The organism is Nonomuraea sp. NPDC052265 (assembly GCF_044547985.1).
Taxonomy (GTDB): Bacteria; Actinomycetota; Actinomycetes; order Streptosporangiales; family Streptosporangiaceae; genus Nonomuraea.
Window position 1 is genome coordinate 58,525 of sequence record NZ_JBIUBJ010000018.1, and the last position, 20,673, is coordinate 79,197.

Genomic DNA, 20,673 nt, shown 5'->3' on the forward strand with positions numbered 1-20,673 from the left:
GAGGAGTTCAACGATACGGTTGAAGCCATGACGACCTCGATCCGGGACGCCGCCCAGCCGTTCACCGGCGGCGCCCTGACCGCGCTGTTGCCCCCCGGCGTCCGCGTGCTCGGCCTCGGCGAGCCCACCCATGGCGTGGAGGCCTTCCTGGAGCTGCGCAACGAGCTCTTCCGTCACCTCGTCGAGCACGAGGGTTACCGTTCGATCGCCATCGAGAGCGACTGCCTGGCCGGCCTGGCCGCCGACGCGTACGTCACCGGCGGCGCCGGCACCCTCGGTGAGGCGATGAGCCGCGGCTTCAGCCACGGGTTCGGCGCCTCGGCCGCCAACCGCGAGCTCCTGCGCTGGATGCGCGCTCACAACGAGCGGCGTCCGCCGCTGGACCGGCTGCGCTTCGACGGCTTCGACGCCCCTGTGGAGATCACCGGCCCGGCCGCCCCCCGCCCGGCCCTGACCGCCCTGTACGACTACCTCGCCGCCCACCTCGACCTGCCCCTGACCCGCGACACCCTCGACGCGCTGCTCGGCCCCGACGACCGCTGGACCGCCCCGGCCGCCCTCACGGACCCGGCCCGGTCGATCGGCGGCGGGCCGGAGGTCAAGGAGTTGCGCCTGATCGCCGACGACCTGGGCGCCCTGCTCACCGCGCACGCCCCCCACCTGACGGCCGTCACGTCCGCCGGTGATATGTGGCGCGCCGGCCTGTACGCCCGTGCCGCCGCCGGGCTGCTGCGCTACCACGCCGGGATGGCCGACCCCTCGCCCGCCCGCCTCGGCGCGCTCATGAGCCTGCGCGACGCGATGATGGCCGACAACCTCGACGCGATCGTCCGGCGCGAGGACCGCCGGGGCCCCACCTTCGTCTTCGCCCACAACCGCCACCTGCAGCGCGACGAGAGCCGCCTGTGGTTCGCGGGCGAGCCGCTGCGCTGGTGGAGCGCGGGCGCCATCCTCGCCGCCCGCCTCGGCGACCGGTACGCCTTCGCCGCCGCCGCCTTCGGCTCGCGCGGCGGCGACGTCCCCGCGCCCGGCACCCTCGAAGGGATGCTGTCGGCCCTGCCCGACGCCCGCGCCGTGGTGGATCCCCGCCGCCTGGCCGCGACGCTCGACCGCGAGCCGGCGCCCCGGGTGCCGGTGGACCACACCTACCTGGCCCTCGACCCCGGCACCGTCGACCAGGCGGACGCGATCGTCTTCCTCAAGGAGATCTGAGGTCAGCCGCCCTTCGCGACGGCGTTCGCGAGGTCCGCCGGGCGGTCCAGGAACCCGTACGCCCGGGCCAGGTCGGCGACCCGCCGAAGCTCCGCCGGGTCCAGTGCGGCCGGGTAGGAGCCGGTCGCGACGTGTGCCGCCGACGCCTTGGTGATCTTCGTGTAGCGGGTCAGCGCGTCGCGTACCTGCTGGGGGTCGGCCGCGATCAGGCGTTGCGCCTTGGCCGGCGCGCGCCGGAAGGCCGCCAGCGTGCGAGGGTTCGCCCTGATCCACTGGTCGGTGGCCGACATGCCCGCGGTGTACAGGTTCGCGAACTCGCCGGTCATGGCGTCCTCCACGATCCGCGCGCGCCCGGTCTCGCGGCCGATGGTGACGTACGGTTCCACCAGCAGCGCGGCGTCGATCTGGCCCTTGCCCATGGCGCCGAGCATCTCGGGATAGGGCCGCTCGACCAGCAGGACGTCCTGGAACGTCAGCCCGGCCCGCTCCAGCACGGCCGCCAGCGCCAATGGCCCGAGACCCGTGAGGTTCGGGACCGCGATCTTCTTCTTCCTGAGATCGGCCGCGGTCCGGATCCTGGACCCGGGGTCCACGGCGATCGCGAAGCTCCCCGGCGCGGCCCGGTGCAGGCCGGAGACGATCCTGAAGGACTTGCCGAGCTCGTCCGCCTTGAGGAGCGTGGCGTAGTCGGTCTGCGCCAGGTCCAGCCTGCCCATGTCGACCGCGCCGCCGGCGCCACGAGATGTACTGGTTGACCATCGTCCTGCGCGCGTAGGCGTCCAGGTTGTCCACGTGGCGTAACCTCGACCACCGCCCGATCATGCGGACCAGCACGCTCTGGAGGAGGTCCTCCGCGAGGTGGACCTCTCCGGTGAGCAGGTAGGCCAGGCGCATCAACGGGCGTTGGTGAGCATCCACGAACGCCCGGAAGGCGGTGTCGCGATCCAACGTCTCTCCTCAGTCTCGGTACCCTCCAGACGCTGTGGGCGTGGCGAAAGGTTGGCACTCCTGAGAACCGTGTGACGCGCCCGGGTCGCCGCATTTGTTTATGGCATTTAGCGAACAATGTCCGCAAGGTGAATTCTATTCGCGTGGCGGCGCCGAACGCGCGCTCGTTAAAGTCGGGGTAACGTCAGGCTCCACGGACGCCCCGACCAGAGGACGAGCTGATGAAATGCGGTCACTGCGACAGCCCCAACCTCCCCGATTCTCAGGTATGCGCGAATTGTGGCCGCCATTTCCAGCGCGATCGCCCGGCCGCGACGGAAGTGACGCGATATCTCTGCATCGCCATGCTGCTCGATGCGAAAGTGCGTAATTCCACCATTCGCTCCATTCTTCATGACCGTTTCCGGGCCGTCGCGCAGTCGCCCGGCGTCGACCTGGCCACGATGCTCAAGTACGGCCTGATGGCCCAACGACGCCAACGCGTGCGCGACGCCGTGCTGGCCGTGCTCGCGCTGGCCACCCTGGCCCTGCTGTCCAGCTCGCTCGTCCTGCTCCCGCTCTTCCTGGCCTGGCTCGTCGTCTTCGTGGAGCTCTACGACGCCTACGAGTCGGTAATCCTGACCAAGCTGACCCGCGACTCCTTCGACCCGGCCGAGGCGCCGCTCCCCAGCTCGCCCGCGCTGCGCGACCACCTGGTCGACATCGCCGACCGAGGCGCCGGGAACGTCACGGTGTTCGCCGACTACTCCCCCTTCGTCGGCTACGGCAGCAGGATCAACAACTGGTCGTTCACCATGAACGTCGCCAAGGCCCGGCCCGGCGAGACCGTCGTGCCCTTCGCCGTCGGCGAGCTCTACGACCGGGTGGAGGCCGAGATCGCCGCCCTCGGCCTGCCCGGTCTCACCGTCGGCGACAAGCTCTTCGTCAACGGCCTCGACCTGCGCTACGAGACCGACCCCGAGCTCCAGGCGGCCGTGCTGCCCGACGCCCTCCTGCCGCCCGTGCCCACGGTGAGCGAGCGGTTCATCCACGAGCTGCGCGACAACCCCCGCACCAGGGCCCGCCCCTACCTCACGGTCAGCGTGACCGGCTGGGAGGGCGAGGTGGTCATCTCGATCTTCCTCCGGTTCGTGCTGCTCGCCGAGAAGGGGATGATGTTCACCGAGGCCGGCTACTCGCTGCTGCCGCCGTTGCGGGAGGCGTACCGCGAGGTCGACCGGCTGGCCAACTGCGCGCCGTCGGAGCGGATGGCCCGGATGGCGCTGTCCGCGCTGGGGCGGACCTTCGGCGGGCTGGTGCTGGCCCTGCCCAACACCCTGGCCGCGATCTCGGAGCCGAGGAGGCGCAGGCGGCAGCAGAAGGCGAGCATCAAGGCCATCCGCGGCCACACCTTCAACTACGGGGCGGCGTACAACCCGCGCGAGCACGCCACCGACCACCTCTACCACCGCTACTTCCAGCAGCTCGACAAGGAGATGTACGTCAAGGCCGCCGAGCAGCGGATCATGGACGCCGTCACCGACTTCCTGGAGGAGCACAACGTCGACGTGAGCGACCTGCGCGACCGCCAGACGACCATCCTGAACAACGGCATCTTCGTCACCGGCCAGGCCCAGGTCACCAGCAACAGCATGGCGGCCGGCACGGGCGCGGTCGCGCGCGCCGAGAGCCGCATCAGGCAGGGCATCGGCCAGGCCGCCGCGGCGGCGCAGCGGAGCGCGGGATGAACGAGAACAGCGGCATCCACATCAGCGGCGGCGCCCACGTCCAGGCCGACGCCATGGCGGCGGGCCCGCGCGCGCAGGCGCACTCCCGCAGGACCGACGACCGGCGCCACTACGGCGACGTGCGCAGCGGTTCCTGGGCGTGCTCGGCTCGGGCGTCGAGCGTTTCTCGGCCTTCGCCACGGCGGTCGCCGCCATCGAGGAGAGCGTCCGCGCCCTGCTGCCCTGATCGGGCCGCGCGCTCATCGCGCGTCGCGGAGGCCGAGGATGTAGGTCGCGGTGAGCGCTACGGCACGGTCGTCGTCGCGCGACAGGTCCGCGAGGGCACGTGAGGCGGTCGCTCCCGGGATGTCGGCGAGCGCCTGCGTCAGCCGCAGGCGCTCGGACGGTTCGGCGGAGCTCATGGCGAGGCGGTCCACCAGCCCGGCGGCGACCGGGTCGGCCGCCCCCGGACGGGCCGCCAGCGCGCCCAGGGCCTCGGCCGCGTCGACGTCGTTCGTGCCCTCGACGACCATGTCGACGAGCGTGGGGATCGCGTCGGCCACTCCGCGTGCCCCGAGCGCCAGGGCCGCGTACCGGCGGACCACGACGTCGGGGTTGGTCAGGGCGTCCCGCAGCAGCGCGGTGGCCCGGCCGTCCGTGAGCTCGGCGAGCGACCGGACCGCGCGCTCGCGCACCTCGGCCGCCGGGGCGCGCAGGCCCTGCGCCAGCAGCGCCGAGGCGTCGTCACCCGATCGCGCCAGAGCCCATCGCAGGGCTCCGGCGACGTTCGGGTCGCTCTCGCTCAGCGCCGCCTCGACCAGCGCCTCCACCGGCACCGGAACCTCTTCGGCCGAGGCCAGGGCCGCGCTCTGGCGGCTGCCGGCGTTCTTCGACCCCAGCCCCTGGAGCAGGGCGACGATCTGGATCACGTCCTCCCAGCCGGCCGGTCCGGTGGCGTCGATCCGGCGCAGTCGCGTGAGCAGCTCCGTCTCGGCCGCGATGCGTTCCCGCGTCCGGCGGATGAGGTCGTCCACGAGGCCCGAGGGCGTGAAGCCGGGATCGTCGAGCGCCCGCCCGACGTCGCGCAGCGACAGCCCCAGGGAACGCAGGCTCTCGATGTGGAAGATCCGCCGGATGTCCTCGCCGGAGTACTCGCGGTAGCCGGCGCCGCTACGGCCCGTCGGGCGTACCAGGCCGAGCGCGTCGTAGTGGCGGAGCATGCGGGCGCTCACCCCGGACCGCCTGGCCACGTCGCCGATCAGCACAGCCCATCATCCCTCCTGGCCGCCGGCGCCGAGGGCCACGACGCGCTTCGCCTCCTCGATCGCGAACTCGAATCCGGCGTCCGGGTCACGCAGCAGCCGTTCCGTGGCCCCGGCGTGCGTGCGTACGCCGGGGTCCGGGTCCGTCATCGCGGCGCGCAGCGCCGGCTCGATCACCTCGCCGAGCGCGACCAGCGCCCGGCTCAGGCTCAGCTGCGTCTCACGCTGGCCGCGCCCGAGCTGGGTCGACAATACTGCGGCCAGTCCGGGCTTCTCATCCTCGGGTACCAGAACCACCGCGGTCCGCCAGGCGCTCCGGGCCACCTCGTCGTCGGCGTCGGTCAGCAGCTCCCGGGTGATCGCCGGCCACGCCCCCCGGTCCCCGATCTTGGACAGCGTGTGCAACGCCTGACTCCGCGCCTGCGCGCGCTCCGAACGGAGTTCGCCGAGCAGCCTCGGAACGGTCAGCGCCGCCGGGTGGCGGGTGAGCGCCCAGGTGAGCATGTCGCGCACGTGGAACTGCGGCTCGACCGCGCACCGCTCGACGAGCTGGCCGACGAAGCGCGGGTCGGGCGTCGTGCCGACCGCAAGGGCGGCGCGCAGCCGTACCGACGGGTCGTCGTCCGCCAGCCCCGCGAAGGCGCGGGTCGTGTCCTGGTGCTGGTCCTGTCTGGTCATCGGGACCACCTCCTCGGCGACCAGTGAAGACCTTGTCACCGTGTCAAGGTCAAGCGGGCTCACCTGTCCTGCCGTCGGTCGGCTCGGCCGAGCGGTTCAGTCGAGCGACGCGGTGACGGCCGGCCGGCGCTCGGGCTCCACGCGCATCGGGCGTTCGTGGAACCCGCCCCGCGCGCTGCGGACGATCACGCCGCTCTCCGGCCCGTGCTCCTGGACGTTCCGGTCCTGGAGGCGCAGGCCCAGGCAGAGCCGGTGGGTCAGCCAGAAGGCGACGACCGGGCCGATGAGGACGGCGTACCTGAAGAAGACGGTCACGGCCTCCACCGTGAGGTGGAACTGGTGGGCGAGCTGGTCGTTGGCCGCCGCGGCCCACAGCAGCCCGTAGAAGGCGACCCCGGCGGCGGCGATCGCGGTCTTCACGGGCGCCTCGCGCGGCCGGTCCAGCACGGCTGGGCCGGTCCGTTCGGCGGCCATACGGCTCCCGCTCTTGGGCCGGCTGAGCGCGTCCCGCCGGTGGAGACGCCTGAGGACGACGCGCTCGCCCAGCGGGTACCCGGCCAGGACGGTGAAGAACACGCCGGGCACGACCAGAGTGGGCACCAGGACCGCGAGGCTGAGCGTGTACCCCCCGATCGTCAGCTCCCAGCCCGGCATGATCCGCAGAGCGCCGTCGAGGAAGCCCATGTACCAGTCGGGCACCGATCCGGCCGAGATCTGGCCGGGACCGGCCGGGCCGTACAGCCAGATGGGGGCGATCTGGAAGGCCAGGCCGAGGATGACGAGCACCCCGATCGTCGCGCCCGCCATCAGGGGCCGCACGCCCGCGCGGGCCGGCGCGGGCGCGGCGAACCGCGAGTGCCCGTGCCGCCGCACCAGCCGTTCGCGGGCGGCGAGCAGCGCGACCATGACCGCCGGGATCACCAGCACGTGCGCCCAGTACATGGTGGGGATGATGCTGTCCCCGGGGAACCCGTCGCCGAAGAGCAGCTGCGCGGCGTACGACCCCACGACGGGAACGGCCAGCAGGACCGACTGGATCAGCCACAGGCTGCCGCCGGAGAGCATGTCGTCGGGCAGCACGTTGCCGGTCTCCCCCGCGGCCATCCCGAGCGGCAGCAGCGTCACCCAGATCAGCCACTGCGGCACGCGCGGCCGGCGGAAGGCGCCGGTCACGAACATCCGCAGCAACTGCAGCGCGACCGCCGCCACGAACACCAGCGCCGACCAGTGGTGCACCTGCCGGACGAAGAGCCCGCCGCGCACCTCCAGGCTCAGCCGCATGGCCGAGTCGAACGCCCCGCTGACCGGGATGCCGCTCAGCGGCGTGTACACGCCCTGGTAGAGCACCGGAGACATGTCCGGGTCGAAGAACACCATGAGGAACAGCCCGGTCACCACCAGGACGGCGAAGGACCAGATCGCCACCTCGGCGAACATGAACGACCAATGACCGAGCCCGGACGACCGACGTTTCCGTACCGGTGAGCGCATTGGACCCTCCTCGTTTCGTCTTCGCCCTTCAAGACGGGATCCGCGGGCGACATGTGACGTCGGGGAGGGGTGAGTTACGTCATAGGCGGCCGTTCCCGGGCGTTCAGCCCGGCGCGGCCTGCCGGAGTCCGGGCGGCTCCGGCATGTGACTTTGATGGCTTGATGGCGTCAGTTACCCGACGGTATTTGGCGTCTTGTTGGTGGGGCCGCTCAGTCGGTGCGGCGGGGTGGGGCAAGGACGCCGGTGACTTCGCCGCCGGGTCGGACATAGAGCATGGCGGTGCGCGAGTTCTTGTGGCGGGTCTTGGCCATGATGAGGTTGACCGGGCGGTGTCGATCTCGTCTTTGCGCAGGCACAGCAGTTGCAGGTAGGCGCTGGCGGCGCACCAGTGCGCGGCCGCCTGGAGTACTTGATCGGCTGACGGGCTACGCCTTCGCCGCGGTCTTCTTCTTCGGCTGGCGGGGCACGGTGATCTCCCTGTTCAAGTGCCCGTACACCGTGGAGCGAGACACGCCGAACAGATCGGCGATCTGCTGGACCGTCTTGACCCGCGCGTCGTACAGCTCCTGGGCGAGGGCGGCCTGCTCCGCGGAAAGCCTCGGTCGGCGGCCGCCGACCCGGCCGCGCGCCCGCGCCGAGGCCAGGCCGTCCATCGTGTTCACCACGATCAGTTCGCGCTGGAGCTCGGCCAGCACTGAGAGCATGCCGAACATGGCGCGACCTTCGACCGTCTCGGTGTCGATGCCCTGTTCGATCACATGCAGGCCGATCTTCCGTTCACGGCGGTCCGCGCCGAGCGTCACCAGGTGCAGCACCGACCGCGACAGCCGATCCAGCCGGGTGACCTTCAACGTGTCGCCCTCACGCAGCAGCTGCAGCACCAGATCGAGCTTCGGCCGCGAGGCCTTCGCCCCGGACGCCTTGTCGATGTGAATGTTCTCGCGAGAGACTCCGGCGCGCAGGAGGGCGTCGATCTGGTGGTCGGGGTTCTGGTCCGCGGTCGAGACCCGCGCGTAGCCGAACATCATGTGTCGGAATCTACTCTGTGGACCGTTATCCGACGTTGAAAGTCGGCGCGTGTTGTCGACCCATTCGACCTGGGCATTTTGATCAGCCTCCAAAGTGTCGACAGACGGCCCTTTGTCGACACTCACGGGACGAGGGGCGCGGGCCGGAAGTGGGAGCGTGGTTGTGGAACAAGGTAGGGCCGTCGGTTCCCTGGGCGGCCGTTGCACTGTTCCCACCTTGTGATGTTCCCGCAGCTCAGGCAATTGGGTAGCTCGGCCGGCAGATAGCCGGCCGAGTGCGTCACACGGCCTCTCGCGGTGGGGCGGTGCCTGGGCCCGGCAATCGTACGGTTACCACCAGGCCGCCGCGGTCGCGAGGGACGGCCGTCACCGAGCCGCCGTGACCGCGGGCGATGGAGCGCACGATGGAAAGGCCGAGGCCGAATCCCCTCCCGCCACCGGTACGCTCGCGGTTGAGCCGCCGGAACGGCTGGAACAGCGACTCGATCTCGTAGTGCGGCACGATGGGCCCCGAGTTGGCCACGGTCAGCACCGCGTCCTCGCCGACGGTCCCCGTGGTCACAGAGACGAGCCCGGAGGGCACGTTGTGCTCGACGGCGTTCTCGATCAGGTTCTGCACCAGCCGTTCGAGCAGGATCGGATCGCCTCTGGTGATCGCGGAGGCCGCGCCGTAGCAGGGCACGCCGAACTGGTCGCAGACGTGGCCGGCGATGTCGGCCAGGTCGACGGGGGTGCGCTCGGTGATGCTGTGCTCGGAGTCGGCCAGTGTGAGCAGGCCGTCTATCAGCCGTTCGTGCCGTTCGTTGACGGTCTGCAACGACGTGCCGAGCTGGATGCAGTCCTCCGAGGCGCCCGGCCTGCTGACCGCGAGCTCCACCAGCATCCTGTTCATGGCCAGCGGGGTGCGCAATTCGTGAGAGGCGTTGGCGACCAGCCTGCGCTGTCCGTCGAAGGCCGCGTCCAGTTGCTCCACCATCAGGTTGAAGGCGTCGGCCAGGTCGCGTACCTCGTCTTGCGGGCCGTTCATGACGATCCGTTCGTGCAGTCCCCGCCCCGCGCCCACGGACAGCCGCCGCGCGGTCTCGGTGACGCGGTGCAGGGGCTGCAGCGCGCGGCCCGCCACCAGCCAGCCGAACCCGACCGAGGCTGCGCCGACCAGCAGCAACCCGATCGCGCCCTGCGATATCAGGGAGGTGGTGGTCGCCGTACGGATCCGTTCGCTCAGCATCTGCCGTCCCTCGTCCATCGGCGGTTCAGATGGCGTGGACGACAGGATGTGCTTGCCGCTGATGGCCGATGGCACCTGCTGGGACACCAGCAGGGTCGTGACGCCGAGCAGCACTACTCCGCCCACCAGGAAGAACGCCGCGTATACCAGGGTCAGTCTGGCCCTGATCGTGAGCTTCTTCATGCGATCTGGTACCCGGCTCCAGGAATGGTGTCGATCACGGGGACCTCCAGCTTGCGGCGCAGCTTCAGAATCGTCACCCGCACGACGCCGGTGAACGGGTCGGTGTGCTCATCCCAGGCCCGCTCCAGCAGGTCCTCGGCCGACACCACCGCCCCGTCGGCGCGCAGCAACTCGGCGAGTACGGCGAATTCCTTGCGCGACAGCGCGACGTAACGCCCGTCGCGGTAAACCTCCCGCCTGGCCAGATCCATCCGGATGCCACGGCGGTTGAGGACCGGAGGCGTGACGGGCCCGGTGCGCCGCAGCAGCGCCTGCACTCTGGCCGACAACTCGGCCAGTGCGAACGGCTTGGGCAGGTAGTCGTCGGCGCCGAGTTGGAGGCCCGCGACCCGATCCCGTACGGCCGCAGCAGCGGTCAGCATGAGAACGCGGGTTCGCGTGGCCGATTCCACGATCGATCGGCACACGTCGTCGCCATGGACGGCAGGAAGATCGCGGTCAAGGATGACCACGTCGTAGTCGTTCACTCCGAGTCGCTCGAGCGCCGAGCCGCCGTCGTTGACCACGTCAACGGCCAGCGCGTCGCGACGCAGCCACTCGGCGATACCGTCGGCCAGCACCGGTTCGTCCTCAACGATTAGAACACGCACGCTCAGAAGTTCTATCCGGCTCGGTGTATCGCCACCGTTAACGTTCGCGCTAACGCCACGGTAATCGGCTCTGCGATGAACTTCGGGGCTATGAAGACGAAGGCGCTGATCACGCTTCTCACCGTGGGCCTCACCCTTACCGCCTGCGGCGCCCAACCCGAGACCAAAGTCGCCACCGTGAGCGGAGCCACGGCGAGCGGGGCCGCGAGCCCTTCGGCCGCCGGTGACGGCGAGCTGGCATTCGCCCGCTGCATGCGAGGTGAAGGCATCGACATCAAGGACCCGACCGACGGCCGCTTTCAGGTCAGCAGCGACATCGCCGAGAAGAAGAAGATGGACGCCGCGATGGCCAAGTGCGGTTACCTCCTTCCCGGCGGTCAGGGAGACAAGCCGAGCCCGCAAGATCTCGACAGCGCGCGCAAGCAGGCCAAGTGCATGCGTGAGAACGGATACCCCAAGTTCCCCGACCCCGACTCCAGCGGAAGGCTCAAGCTGGATGTCGGAGCCCTCGGAGCCAGCCCTGACGACCCGAAGTTCAAGGCCGCCATGGAAAAGTGCCGCGCGGCATGACCGGCCGGCTCGCGGCCGGGTCGCTGATCCTCGCGGCGGCCTGCGCCATCACCGCGGTGATCGTGCTCAGCGGGCGCGGAGACGAACCGGCCACCCGCGATGCCGCGCCCGCCGCCGTCGCCGAGGTCACCAAGCAGGACCTGGCCGACACCACGACGGCCACGGGTATCGTGGGCTACGGCCGCGAGCGCCCGCTCGCCGCGGCCGCTCCCGGCACGGTCACCGCGCTCCCCGCCGTCGGCTCGACGGTCCGTCGTGGTGGCGTGCTGTTCAAGGTCGACCAGGCCCCCACCGTGCTCTTGTACGGCAAGGTGCCCGCCTACCGGACGCTGCGGTCCGGAGTGCGAGGGGCCGATGTCCGGCAGCTGGAAGAGAACCTGCGTGAGCTCGGCTATCGCGGATTCACCGTCGACGACGTATTCAGCAAGGAGAGCACGCGGGCCGTACGCAGATGGCAGAAGGACCTCGGCGTCAAGCAGACCGGCGTGGTCGAGCTCGGCCGGGCCGTCTTCCAGCCGGACGCTGTCCGCGTCAACGACCAGACGGCAGTGCCCGGGACGCTCATCCGTCCGGGCTCTCCACTCCTGACCGTCACCGAGACCGCGCACTTGGTCACCGTACGGCTGGATGAGACCGAATACCGGCTGGCCAAGGTCGGCGCGACGGCGACGGTCAGGACGCCGGCCGGCGAGCAGGTCCAGGGAAAGATCGCCACGGCGCAGTTCGTGGTCAATTCCGATCAGGGAGGCACGACCACGAAAGTGGAGCTGACCGTGGCGATCGGGGCCGTCGGTTACGACCGGGCGGCGGTCGATGTGACGCTCGTCTCCGAGGTGCGCAAGGGCGTCCTCACGGTGCCGGTCGCGGCGCTCCTGGCACTGTCCGAGGGCGGGTACGGCGTCGAGCTCGCGGACGGCCGGATCGTTCGGGTCCGGACGGGGCTGTTCGCCGGCGGGCGTGTCGAGGTGTCAGGACAGGGACTCACCGCAGGTCTGAAGGTGGGGATGCCGACATGATCGCGCGGCTCGAGGGCGTCACCAAGGCCTACCCCGGGGGTGTCATCGCGCTGGATGACGTCTGGCTGGAGATCGAGGAGGGCGAGCTGCTGGCCATCGTTGGGCCATCCGGGTCGGGCAAGTCCACCATGTTGCACGTCCTCGGTACCTTGGACCGGCCGACCAGCGGCCGGGTGCACCTCAACGGCCAGGATGTGGCCGCGCTGCCGGACCGTGCCCTGTCGGAGCTGCGGGCCACCAGGATCGGGTTCGTGTTCCAGCAGTTCCACCTGACCACAGGGGCGTCGGCGCTGGACAACGTGGCCGACGGGCTGCTGTATGCGGGGGTGCCGCTCGGGCAGCGGCGCGCCCGCGCGCTGGAGGCGCTCGACCAGGTGGGCCTCGGCCATCGCGTACGGCACCGGCCGCACGAGCTGTCCGGCGGCGAGCGGCAGCGCGTGGCCATCGCCAGGGCGGCCGTGCGCAGGCCTGTCTTGCTGCTGGCCGACGAGCCGACAGGCAACCTCGACTCGGCGGCGGGCGCGGGCGTGCTCGCGCTGCTACGGGAGCTGAACGCGTCAGGGACCACGATCGTGGTGATCACGCACGATCTGGAGATCGCGCATGCCCTGCCCAGGCAGGTGCGCATGCGGGACGGGCGGGTGCTGCCATGACGGCGCTGTCGGCCAGGGACGTGATCAGGGTGGGCGGGGCCGGGCTGCGCACCAGGCCGCTGCGAGCCCTCCTGTCGGCCCTCGGCATCGCCATCGGGCTCGCCGCGATGGTGTCGGTCGTCGGGATCTCCGCTTCCAGCAGAGCCGAGCTGGACCGGACCCTGGCCAGGCTCGGCACCAACCTGCTCACGGTAGCGCCGGGCCAGACCGTCTTCGGGAAGCAGGCGCAACTGCCGCAGGAAGCGGCGGCCATGATCCGCAGGATCCCCCCTGTGACGGGTGCCGCCGCCACCGCGCTGCTGCCCGACGCGCACGTGTACCGCAACGATCGGATCCCTGCCGCCGAGAGCGGCGGCATCGCCGTCGTCGCCACAGAGCTCACCGTCCCCGATCTCATTGGGGCGACCGTGGCGCGAGGCACCTGGCTCAACGCCGCGACGGCCCGGTACCCGGCCGTCGTGCTCGGCTCGACGGCGGCCGAACGGCTGGGCGTCACGGCACTGGGACGGCAGGTGTACCTGCGCGGACACTGGTTCACCGTCATCGGCTTACTGGACGCGGCGCCGCTCGCGCCGGAGTTGGACTCCTCCGCGCTGATCGGCTGGCCCGCTGCCGCAAGATACCTGTCCTTCGACGGGCATCCGACCACGATCTACACCCGCACCGAGGACTCGGCCGTGGAAGCGGTGCGCGCCGTGCTGGCCGCCACCGCCAAACCTCAGGTGCCCGGCGAGGTGAACGTGTCCAGGCCATCCGACGCGCTCGCCGCTCGCCAGGCGACAAACCGGGCCCTGACCGGCCTGCTGCTCGGCCTCGGCGCGGTCGCCCTGGTCGTCGGGGGTGTGGGCGTGGCCAACACCATGGTCATCTCGGTCCTGGAACGCAAGGCCGAGATCGGGCTGCGCCGGTCACTCGGCGCTACGCAGGGGCAGATCCGCGTCCAGTTCCTGACCGAGGCGCTGCTGCTGTCCGGCCTCGGCGGTCTCGGCGGCCTGTTCCTGGGCGCCGCGGTGACCGGTGTGTACGCGGCCATCCAGGCCCTGCCGATGGTGATCCCCGTCTGGGCGCCGGCCGGCGCTCTGGTCGCCACGTTGCTGATCGGCAGCCTGGCCGGGCTCTACCCCGCCATCCGTGCCAGCCACCTGGCCCCGACAGAGGCGCTGGCCTCGCCCTGACCAGCTGTTCAGCATCGGTCACCTCGCCGCTGCTCTACGACGGCCTGGCGCGACCTCCCACCTCAGGGTCACCATGAAGGAATGAGCGCCGAACCACCCGACGCCGCTCCCGCTGCCCCGCCAGGCGACACCTCTGCGGGCGCACCCGACGCGACACCGGTGGCGCTGGCGCGGTACCGGGTCCTGGTGCCGCATCTGTACGACGGGGTGACGCTCAAGGCGGCCGCGGCCAGCGCCGCCGTGCCGTACCGGACGGCGCAGCGGTGGCTGGCCGCGGCCTGGGTATGGGTCCGTGCACGACATCGTGACCGGCATCGACCCGGCACTACAGGTCATGGCGCACGAAGGGACCAAACGGTACCGGGAGGTGTATGAGCTGGTGCACCGGCGGGAAGCGTCCAAACCGAACGAGATCTGGCAAGCCGACCACACCGAGCTGGACATCTGGGTGATCGACTCCTCCGGCAAGCCCGCCCGGCCCTGGCTGACGGCCATCGAGGACGACCACTCCCGCGCCGTCGCCGGCTACGCCGTCAACCTCGAAGCCCCCTCCGCGCTGACGACCGCGCTGGTGTTCCGGCACGCAAGAAGGGCCAGCCGCACGGCCACGGGAAGATCGAGCGGCTGATCGGCACCGTCAACCAGATGTGTCTGGCCCATCTGCCCGGCTACGCCCCCCGCGGCACCCCCGACCCACCGAAGCCAGCATCCGCCGACTCCGACACCCCCACCGGCGCACTGCACTACGCAAGCGACCGTCTCCCGCCACCCGAGCCCGCCGGGCACACCCATGCCGCGAATGGCGGCACCCCACCCGGACTCGCGCCGATCATGGCGACCAAGGAACATAAACGGTTCCTGGAATTCGCCGACGCCGTCCGCCGCAAACGCTACGTCGGCCTGTGCTTCGGCGCCCCCGGCGTCGGCAAGACCGAATCGGCCCGCACTTACGCCGAGTGGGACCAACTCGCTCCTCACCTCGCCGGCGTCCGCGCCACCGGCAGCGACGCGGGCGACGCCGACGTCCACGACGTGCTGTCCGCCCGCGCCGTCATGTACACCCCCCAAAGTCCACTCCGCCCCACAAAACCTCGATAAGGAGATCTCCTACCTGTGCGATCGGCTTGGCTGGACCGTCGAACTCATGCTCCAGACCGGCCGCGGCAACGGCGACCGCCCCGGCCCTGGCGGTACCCCGCCCAGCGCGGGACACGCCGAACTTCTCATCGTCGATGAAGCCGACCGGCTCAAGACCGCCGCCCTCGAACAGCTCCGCGACCACCACGACCGCACCGGCATAGGCCTCATCCTCATCGGCATGCCCGGCATCGAAAAACGCCTCGCCCGCTACCCCCAGCTTTACTCCCGCGTCGGCTTCGTCCACCACTACAAGCCCCTGTCCGCCGACGAACAAGCCTTCGTCCTCGCCCGTCACTGGCCCCACCTCGGCCTCGGAAACTCCAACGACTTCGCCACCACCGAGGCCATCGCCGCCATCACCCGCATCACCAACGGCAACTTCCGCCTCACCACCCGCCTCGTCGACCAGATCGAACGAGTCCTGGAAATCAACCAGCTGAGCACCGTCACCAAAGAAGTCGTCGAGGCCGCCCGCGAGAACCTCGTCATCGGAATCATGTGAGGCCACCGCTCACCAACAGCCGAGATCCACCAGCCACCACCCCGTCGGGCGGCCCTCTGTGCTCAGGGCCGCCCGACGGCGTTATCAACGAACCCTCTGCACAACCCGGCTCGGCCGTGAACGCCAAATACCGCTGGGTAACTCACGCCAACAATCCATCAAAGTCACAGCTCCGGCAGGCCGCGGCCTCATCCCTTGACCGCTCCGCCGAGCAGCCCGGAGACGAACTGCTTCTGGAAGACGAAGAAGATGAGCATGAGCGGGAGCGTGGCCAGCAGCGCGCCCAGCATCAGGCCCGAGTAGTCGACGTGGGTCAGCCCGGTGAGGTGGCTGAGCGCGACCGGCAGGACGTACTTCTCCTCGCTGGTGAGCATGAGCAGGGGCCAGATGAAGGAGTTCCACTGGCCCATGAAGGTGAAGATGACCAGCGCGCCGAGCTGCGGCCGGACGACGGGGAGCACGATCCGGTAGAAGATCCGCAGGTCTCCCGCCCCGTCCAGGCGTCCGCTCTCGATGAGCTGGTCGGGGAAGTCGAGGAAGGCCTGGCGCATGAGGAAGATGCCGAACGAGTTCGCCAGGAACGGCACGACGATCGACTCGTAGGAGTCGACCCAGCCGATGCTGGCCATCATCTGGAACAGCGGCACCAGCAGCACCTGGAACGGGATCATCATCGTCGCCAGGATCACCGCGAGCAGCAGGCCGCGCCCGCGGAAGCGGTACTTGGCCAGGCCGTACCCGCCCATCGCGCTGACCAGTACGGACAGCGCGGTGTAGACGACGGCCGTGCCGAGGCTGTTGAGCACCACGCGGGAGAAGCCGATCGTCTCCTCCAGCGAACTCAGGTTGTCCAGCAGGTCGTCGCCGGGCAGGAACGGGGGCGGGCTGCGGAACAGCTCCGTCGTGTCGTGCGTGGAGGCGACGAACATCCAGTAGAACGGCGCGATGCTGATCAGCGCGCCGGCCGCCATGAACAGCCAGAGCAGTAGGCGTTTCATGACTTCTCCTTCCCGAACCACCTGAACTGGGCGTAGGAGAGCACCCCGATGAGCAGCACCACCACCCAGGCCATCGCCGCGGCGTAACCGAAGTCGAACTGCCTGAAGCCGACCTGGTAGAGCAGCAGGATCGGCGACGTGGTCGCGTCGTCGGGGCCGCCGTCGGTGAGCAGCTTGTTCTCGTCGAACAGCTGGAGCGTGCCGATCGTGGAGGTGATCGAGCAGAACAGGATCACCGGCTTGAGCTGCGGCACGATCACGCTGACGAAGGAACGGAACGGGCCGGCCCCGTCGATCGAGGCGGCCTCGTACTGCTCCTTGCCGATGGCCTGGAGCCCCGCCAGCAGGATGATCATGTTGTAGCCCGTCCACCGCCAGGTGATGGACGCGATCAGGGCCACCCGTGCCCAGGCCGGGTCGTCCAGCCAGGCGATCTCGGCGCCGAGCAACTGGTTGACCATGCCTCCGTCGGTGCGCAGCAGCACCCGGAAGACCACCGCGTAGGCGACCAGCGTCGTCACGGCGGGCAGGAAGTACGCGATCCGCAGCGTGGCACGGAACCGCAGCCACGACTGGTTGAGCACGTACGCCAGCGCCAGCGCCAGCCCGATCATGATCGGCACCTGGACGACCAGGATCAGCCCGACGTTGATCAGGGACTGCAGGAACCTGTCGTCGTGCAGGAGGCGCTGGTAGTTCTCCAGGCCCGCCCATTCCGTCAGGCCGTCCTCGGTGCGCTGGAGGCTCTGCAACAGGCTGGCCCCGAGCGGGTAGGCGAAGAAGAGCGCCAGCAGCGCGGCGGCGGGTCCCGCGAAAACCCAGGGGACCAGACGGCGCCGAAGGATCATGCGATCTCCCGCTTCGTGGCGGACGCGATCTGCTCGGCCGCCTCGTCCAGCACGGCCTTGGGGTCCTTTCCGCCCACCACCGCACGCTGCAGCAGCTTCTTCAGCAGCTCACTGGCCTCGGCGTCGTCGTCGGTGGACTCCACGGCCGGGATGTTGCGCACCTGGTCGGCGAAGATCTTGTTGACCGGCTGCCCGTCGAAGTACTCGACCGGCTCGGAGAAGTACGGGTCGGCCAGCGCGGGCAGGTAGGCCGGGAAGAGCGACTCCTGCTTCATCATCGACAGCTGGCTGTCCTTGTTCGCCGTGACGAACTCGACGAACGCCCACGCCGCCTGCTGGTTCTTCGTCTGGCCCGTGACCGACAACATGGAACCGCCGTTGGCCGAGGTGCGCACCCCGCCCGGCTCGAACGCGGGCAGCGGGATCACGCCGAACTTGCCCTTGAGCTCCGGCATCTCCGACACCAGCGTGCCGGTCCACCAGACGGCGGTCGGCGCGACGGCGGCCTTGCCCTCCTTGGTGGCGGTGACCCGGCCGTCCCAGCCCTGCTCGTTCTGGAGCAGGCCCTTCTCGTTCAACGTCTTGATCACCGTCAGAGCCTTGACGGCGGCGGGCGTGTTGACCGCGACCTTGCCGTCCACGAACCGGCCCTGCTTCTGCTGCTGCAACAAGGTGGTGAACAGCGGCTCGCTGTTGCCCAGGTCGGAGACCATGAGCTTCTTGCCGGTCTTGGCCTTCAGGGTCTCGCCGGCCTTGATCAGGTCGTCCCAGGTCTGGATGTCGTCGGCCTTGATCCCGGCCTGCTCGAAGTAGTCACGCCGGTAGAACAGGCCGACGGGCGCGGAGTCCCACGGCAGCGCGAACAGCTTGCCGCCCTCGCCGGAGGCCGTCTGCCACTTGGCCGGGTCGAAGTCGGCCTTGAGCCTGCCGGCGACCGGGGCGAGGTCGGCCAGCCCGTCGGGGAAGTTCTTGGCGTAGCCGGCGACCCGCTCGTCCTCCAGGTGCACGACGTCGGGCAGGCCCGTGCCCGACTGCATGCCGACCGTGACCTTCTCGTAGATGTTGTCGTAGCCGACGTCGATCACGTCGACCTTCACCTTCGGGTGCAGCTTGACGAACTCGGGCGCCAGGCGCTTGAGCGCGGTCGCCCCGACGTCGAACGACCACACCTTGACCTCGCCGGACAACTCGGCGGGGGTGGACGCGGCAATCGTGGGGGCCGGCTTCTTGGCCGTGCCGGTGCCGCCGGTGGCGCATCCGGCGGCGAGAAGTCCGGTGGCCAGCAGCCCGGCCGCGATTGTGTGGATCTTCACGGTGACCTCTTGCATCTGTAACATGTCACACTCTGAATACTGAGTGCTGAGTAACGTACGCTGAATACGCTTGATGCACCAGAGGTGAAATCGAACCGTTCCCGATGGGTGTGACCCGGCGAGGCCGTTGCGTCCTACGCGCCCGATTCGCGATGATCGGCCGACATGGGGAACGTGCTGCTGACCGGGGCCACCGGAGGCATCGGAAAGACCCTGGTCGCCGCCCTCGGCGAGGCCGGGCACCGGGTGATCGCCGTCGTCCGGCTCACGCTGCCCGCGTTGCGGCGCGCCAAGGGCCATGTGATCTCGTGAACGCCTCCCCCGGGCTGACCGGGGTCCCGCGCTGGTCGGCGTTCGTGGCCAGCAAGGCGGCGCTGAACGGGCCGGCCGACTCCTACGCCTGCGAGCTGTCGGTGCTGCCGGGCTGAACCTCGCTCAGGGCGTCCTGACTGATCGCGCGCGTCAGTGCCCTGTCCCGACGCCGAGCTCGACCACGATGTGGGGTGACAGCGCCCGCAGGAAGTCGGCCGCGTCGAAGATCTTCCCCGCCGAGGCGACCCCGGCGGCCCTGGTCCGGCCGGTGAGGATCCGCTGGACGGCCTCCACCGCGAGCGGCGCGGTGACGGCGTAGATGTCCTGGCCGCGGGCCGCCGCCCGCCGTTCCTCGGCCCCCGAGCGAACGACCACGTCCACGACGAACGGCTGCGCCGACCGCCCGTGCTCGTCGGCCGCGACCGGGGCCGGCGTGTCGGGGCTCGCCACGTCCGTGGCCGCCTCGACGGTCATGTACGTGCGCACCTCGGGAACGTCCAGATGGCTCGGGACGGTCACGATGTCGGCCATCGAGAACTCGGCGATGACGTCGCGCGTCCCGGTCGGCTCGGGGAAGGACCACTTCTCGGCCGGCGCCTGGTCGTCGCGGTACTCCAGCCGGCCGCCGGCGTGGCGGACGCGACGGCCGCCCCGCCGCTCCCGGGAGACCCGGCCCGCGACGCGGGTGCCGGTCGTGGGGTGCCAGCTGTCCAGGCCGTAGGCCACGTGCACCTGGTCCGCGCCGGTCCAGTCGCCCATCGCCGCCGTGACCAGCAGGTCGCCCAGGCCGCCGTAGAAGGCCATCGCGGGGACGATCACCGCCCCCGAGTCCTCCGCGCGGCCGGCGAACTGCTCGAAGGTGTCGACGTTGGCCTCGATCTCGGCGGCGACGTCCACGTACGGGATCCCGGCGCGCAGGGCCGCCTCGATCACGGGGGCGGCCGTGGCGGCGAAGGGCCCCGCGCAGTTGATCACCGCCGCCACGCCGTCCAGTGTGCGGTCCAGGGACACGGGGTCGTCCACCGACGCCTGCCTGACCTCCGTCCGCGGGATCGACTCCGCCAGCGCCTTGAGCGCGTCCCCGTCCCGGCCCGTCAGGACGGGTCTACGGCGCGTACGGGCCGCACGGCCACCCCCTCGGCGACCTGCTCGCCTGGACGGGCCGGCACCTGGACCGGCCCCTGACGGTGGAGGACCTGGCCCGCCGGGCGAACATGAGCTCGCGCCACCTCGGCCGCCACTTCAGGTCCATGACCGGCACCACCCCGTTGCAGTGGCTGCTGACCCAGCGGATCCGCCGTGCCCAGGAGCTCCTGGAGACCACCGACGACAGCGTGGACGCCATCGCCGAGGCCACCGGCATGGGCACCGCGGCGACGCTGCGCCGGCACTTCAACCGCACGGTCGGCGTGCCCCCGGACGCCTACCGCCGCACCTTCCGCGCCCGCCGGACGACGCCGGGTCAGCGGTCGGCGGGGTGGAAGTCGTAGGGCTTGGAGTCGTACACGTAGTAGACGCAGTCGGCGCCCGGGGCGCACTTGCCCGAGTGTTCCGCCTTCGACGGGTAGTACAGGTAGTCGCCCGCGCCGATCCGGTAGGTCTTGTGGCCCTTCACGTTCCAGAGCATGACGCCCGAAACGCCGACGACGTGCTCGGGGCTGGTGTGCCAGTGCGGGGCGAAGGGGGTGCCGGCCTTGAGGGGCTCCGCAAGTTATCGGACTGCGGTCCGGTTCGTCAACCGGCCCTTCGTCGCGTGCCA

22 protein-coding genes and 2 pseudogenes are annotated in these 20,673 nt (G+C 70.3%); 11 read left to right on the top strand and 13 right to left on the bottom strand.

Features of this window, described 5'->3' with window-relative positions:
* The first annotated feature begins 27 nt into the window (after positions 1-27).
* On the top strand, positions 28-1,212 hold the full coding sequence (locus ACIHAD_RS37240) for an erythromycin esterase family protein (RefSeq protein WP_397359428.1): 1,185 nt from the start codon (positions 28-30) through the stop codon (positions 1,210-1,212).
* Positions 1,213-1,214: 2 nt separating this feature from the next.
* Here ACIHAD_RS37240 and ACIHAD_RS37245 read toward each other — a convergent pair whose 3' ends face one another.
* Complete coding sequence (locus ACIHAD_RS37245; protein WP_397359429.1) at positions 1,215-1,928, bottom strand: ABC transporter substrate-binding protein; 714 nt, start codon at positions 1,926-1,928, stop codon at positions 1,215-1,217.
* Positions 1,929-1,941: 13 nt separating this feature from the next.
* Positions 1,942-2,130 (bottom strand): annotated as a pseudogene (locus ACIHAD_RS37250) (sigma factor); the annotation flags it as partial.
* Between the two features lie 392 nt (positions 2,131-2,522).
* Between ACIHAD_RS37250 and ACIHAD_RS37255 the strand changes: the two are divergent.
* The gene (locus tag ACIHAD_RS37255; RefSeq protein WP_397359430.1) at positions 2,523-3,887 is read left to right on the top strand and encodes a hypothetical protein; all 1,365 of its coding nucleotides are present in this window, start codon (positions 2,523-2,525) and stop codon (positions 3,885-3,887) included.
* A gap of 239 nt (positions 3,888-4,126) precedes the next feature.
* Here the strand turns inward: ACIHAD_RS37255 and ACIHAD_RS37260 are convergent, their stop codons facing one another.
* The 6 genes from ACIHAD_RS37260 to ACIHAD_RS37285 form a co-directional block, all read right to left on the bottom strand.
* A complete protein-coding gene (locus tag ACIHAD_RS37260) occupies positions 4,127-5,131 on the bottom strand; it encodes a HEAT repeat domain-containing protein (RefSeq protein ID WP_397359431.1) in 1,005 nt (334 codons plus the stop codon).
* Positions 5,132-5,137: 6 nt separating this feature from the next.
* Positions 5,138-5,806 (bottom strand): HEAT repeat domain-containing protein, encoded by a 669-nt coding sequence (locus ACIHAD_RS37265; protein ID WP_397359432.1) that lies wholly within the window; start codon positions 5,804-5,806, stop codon positions 5,138-5,140.
* A 96-nt stretch (positions 5,807-5,902) separates the two neighbouring features.
* Positions 5,903-7,297, bottom strand: coding sequence for a cytochrome bc complex cytochrome b subunit (locus ACIHAD_RS37270; protein ID WP_397359433.1), 1,395 nt, complete (start codon positions 7,295-7,297; stop codon positions 5,903-5,905).
* A 426-nt stretch (positions 7,298-7,723) separates the two neighbouring features.
* Positions 7,724-8,326 (bottom strand): recombinase family protein, encoded by a 603-nt coding sequence (locus ACIHAD_RS37275; protein WP_397359434.1) that lies wholly within the window; start codon positions 8,324-8,326, stop codon positions 7,724-7,726.
* Between the two features lie 280 nt (positions 8,327-8,606).
* Positions 8,607-9,737: a sensor histidine kinase gene (locus ACIHAD_RS37280; RefSeq protein WP_397359435.1), complete on the bottom strand. Its 1,131-nt coding sequence runs from the start codon at positions 9,735-9,737 to the stop codon at positions 8,607-8,609.
* The gene (locus ACIHAD_RS37285; protein ID WP_397359436.1) at positions 9,734-10,387 is read right to left on the bottom strand and encodes a response regulator transcription factor; all 654 of its coding nucleotides are present in this window, start codon (positions 10,385-10,387) and stop codon (positions 9,734-9,736) included. The genes ACIHAD_RS37280 and ACIHAD_RS37285 overlap by 4 nt, the downstream gene beginning before the upstream one ends.
* A 90-nt stretch (positions 10,388-10,477) precedes the next feature.
* Here ACIHAD_RS37285 and ACIHAD_RS37290 point away from each other — a divergent pair, with 90 nt between their 5' ends.
* From ACIHAD_RS37290 to ACIHAD_RS37320, 7 genes are all read left to right on the top strand, one after another.
* Positions 10,478-10,957: a hypothetical protein gene (locus tag ACIHAD_RS37290; protein ID WP_397359437.1), complete on the top strand. Its 480-nt coding sequence runs from the start codon at positions 10,478-10,480 to the stop codon at positions 10,955-10,957.
* Positions 10,954-11,973 (top strand): peptidoglycan-binding protein, encoded by a 1,020-nt coding sequence (locus tag ACIHAD_RS37295; RefSeq protein WP_397359438.1) that lies wholly within the window; start codon positions 10,954-10,956, stop codon positions 11,971-11,973. The genes ACIHAD_RS37290 and ACIHAD_RS37295 overlap by 4 nt, the downstream gene beginning before the upstream one ends.
* On the top strand, positions 11,970-12,626 hold the full coding sequence (locus ACIHAD_RS37300) for an ABC transporter ATP-binding protein (protein ID WP_397359439.1): 657 nt from the start codon (positions 11,970-11,972) through the stop codon (positions 12,624-12,626). The genes ACIHAD_RS37295 and ACIHAD_RS37300 overlap by 4 nt, the downstream gene beginning before the upstream one ends.
* Positions 12,623-13,801: an ABC transporter permease gene (locus tag ACIHAD_RS37305; RefSeq protein WP_397359440.1), complete on the top strand. Its 1,179-nt coding sequence runs from the start codon at positions 12,623-12,625 to the stop codon at positions 13,799-13,801. The genes ACIHAD_RS37300 and ACIHAD_RS37305 overlap by 4 nt, the downstream gene beginning before the upstream one ends.
* Before the next feature lie 292 nt (positions 13,802-14,093).
* Complete coding sequence (locus ACIHAD_RS37310) at positions 14,094-14,429, top strand: hypothetical protein (RefSeq protein ID WP_397359441.1); 336 nt, start codon at positions 14,094-14,096, stop codon at positions 14,427-14,429.
* A 17-nt stretch (positions 14,430-14,446) separates the two neighbouring features.
* The gene (locus tag ACIHAD_RS37315; protein WP_397359442.1) at positions 14,447-14,899 is read left to right on the top strand and encodes a hypothetical protein; all 453 of its coding nucleotides are present in this window, start codon (positions 14,447-14,449) and stop codon (positions 14,897-14,899) included.
* A gap of 46 nt (positions 14,900-14,945) precedes the next feature.
* Positions 14,946-15,443, top strand: a complete 498-nt coding sequence (locus ACIHAD_RS37320) for an AAA family ATPase (RefSeq protein ID WP_397359443.1) — start codon at positions 14,946-14,948, stop codon at positions 15,441-15,443.
* Between the two features lie 188 nt (positions 15,444-15,631).
* Here the strand turns inward: ACIHAD_RS37320 and ACIHAD_RS37325 are convergent, their stop codons facing one another.
* Genes ACIHAD_RS37325 through ACIHAD_RS37335 form a run of 3 tightly spaced genes read right to left on the bottom strand, consistent with a single transcriptional unit; the run spans position 15,632 to position 18,602 of the window.
* A complete protein-coding gene (locus tag ACIHAD_RS37325; RefSeq protein WP_397359444.1) occupies positions 15,632-16,441 on the bottom strand; it encodes a carbohydrate ABC transporter permease in 810 nt (269 codons plus the stop codon).
* Complete coding sequence (locus ACIHAD_RS37330; protein WP_397359445.1) at positions 16,438-17,289, bottom strand: carbohydrate ABC transporter permease; 852 nt, start codon at positions 17,287-17,289, stop codon at positions 16,438-16,440. The genes ACIHAD_RS37325 and ACIHAD_RS37330 overlap by 4 nt, the downstream gene beginning before the upstream one ends.
* Positions 17,286-18,602, bottom strand: a complete 1,317-nt coding sequence (locus ACIHAD_RS37335) for an ABC transporter substrate-binding protein (protein WP_397359446.1) — start codon at positions 18,600-18,602, stop codon at positions 17,286-17,288. The genes ACIHAD_RS37330 and ACIHAD_RS37335 overlap by 4 nt, the downstream gene beginning before the upstream one ends.
* Before the next feature lie 165 nt (positions 18,603-18,767).
* On the opposite strand from ACIHAD_RS37335, the gene ACIHAD_RS37340 reads away from it, so the two are divergent.
* The gene (locus ACIHAD_RS37340; protein WP_397359447.1) at positions 18,768-18,914 is read left to right on the top strand and encodes an NAD-dependent epimerase/dehydratase family protein; all 147 of its coding nucleotides are present in this window, start codon (positions 18,768-18,770) and stop codon (positions 18,912-18,914) included.
* A gap of 150 nt (positions 18,915-19,064) precedes the next feature.
* Here ACIHAD_RS37340 and ACIHAD_RS37345 read toward each other — a convergent pair whose 3' ends face one another.
* Entirely contained in the window at positions 19,065-20,012 is a 948-nt protein-coding gene (locus ACIHAD_RS37345; protein ID WP_397359559.1) for a saccharopine dehydrogenase NADP-binding domain-containing protein, read from the bottom strand.
* A 71-nt stretch (positions 20,013-20,083) separates the two neighbouring features.
* On the opposite strand from ACIHAD_RS37345, the gene ACIHAD_RS37350 reads away from it, so the two are divergent.
* Positions 20,084-20,404, top strand: a complete 321-nt coding sequence (locus ACIHAD_RS37350) for a helix-turn-helix domain-containing protein (RefSeq protein ID WP_397359560.1) — start codon at positions 20,084-20,086, stop codon at positions 20,402-20,404.
* Here the strand turns inward: ACIHAD_RS37350 and ACIHAD_RS37355 are convergent.
* Positions 20,377-20,598, bottom strand: a pseudogene (locus tag ACIHAD_RS37355) (cupin domain-containing protein); the annotation flags it as partial. The gene ACIHAD_RS37350 and the pseudogene ACIHAD_RS37355 sit on opposite strands and share 28 nt — an antisense overlap.
* Positions 20,599-20,673 lie beyond the last annotated feature (75 nt).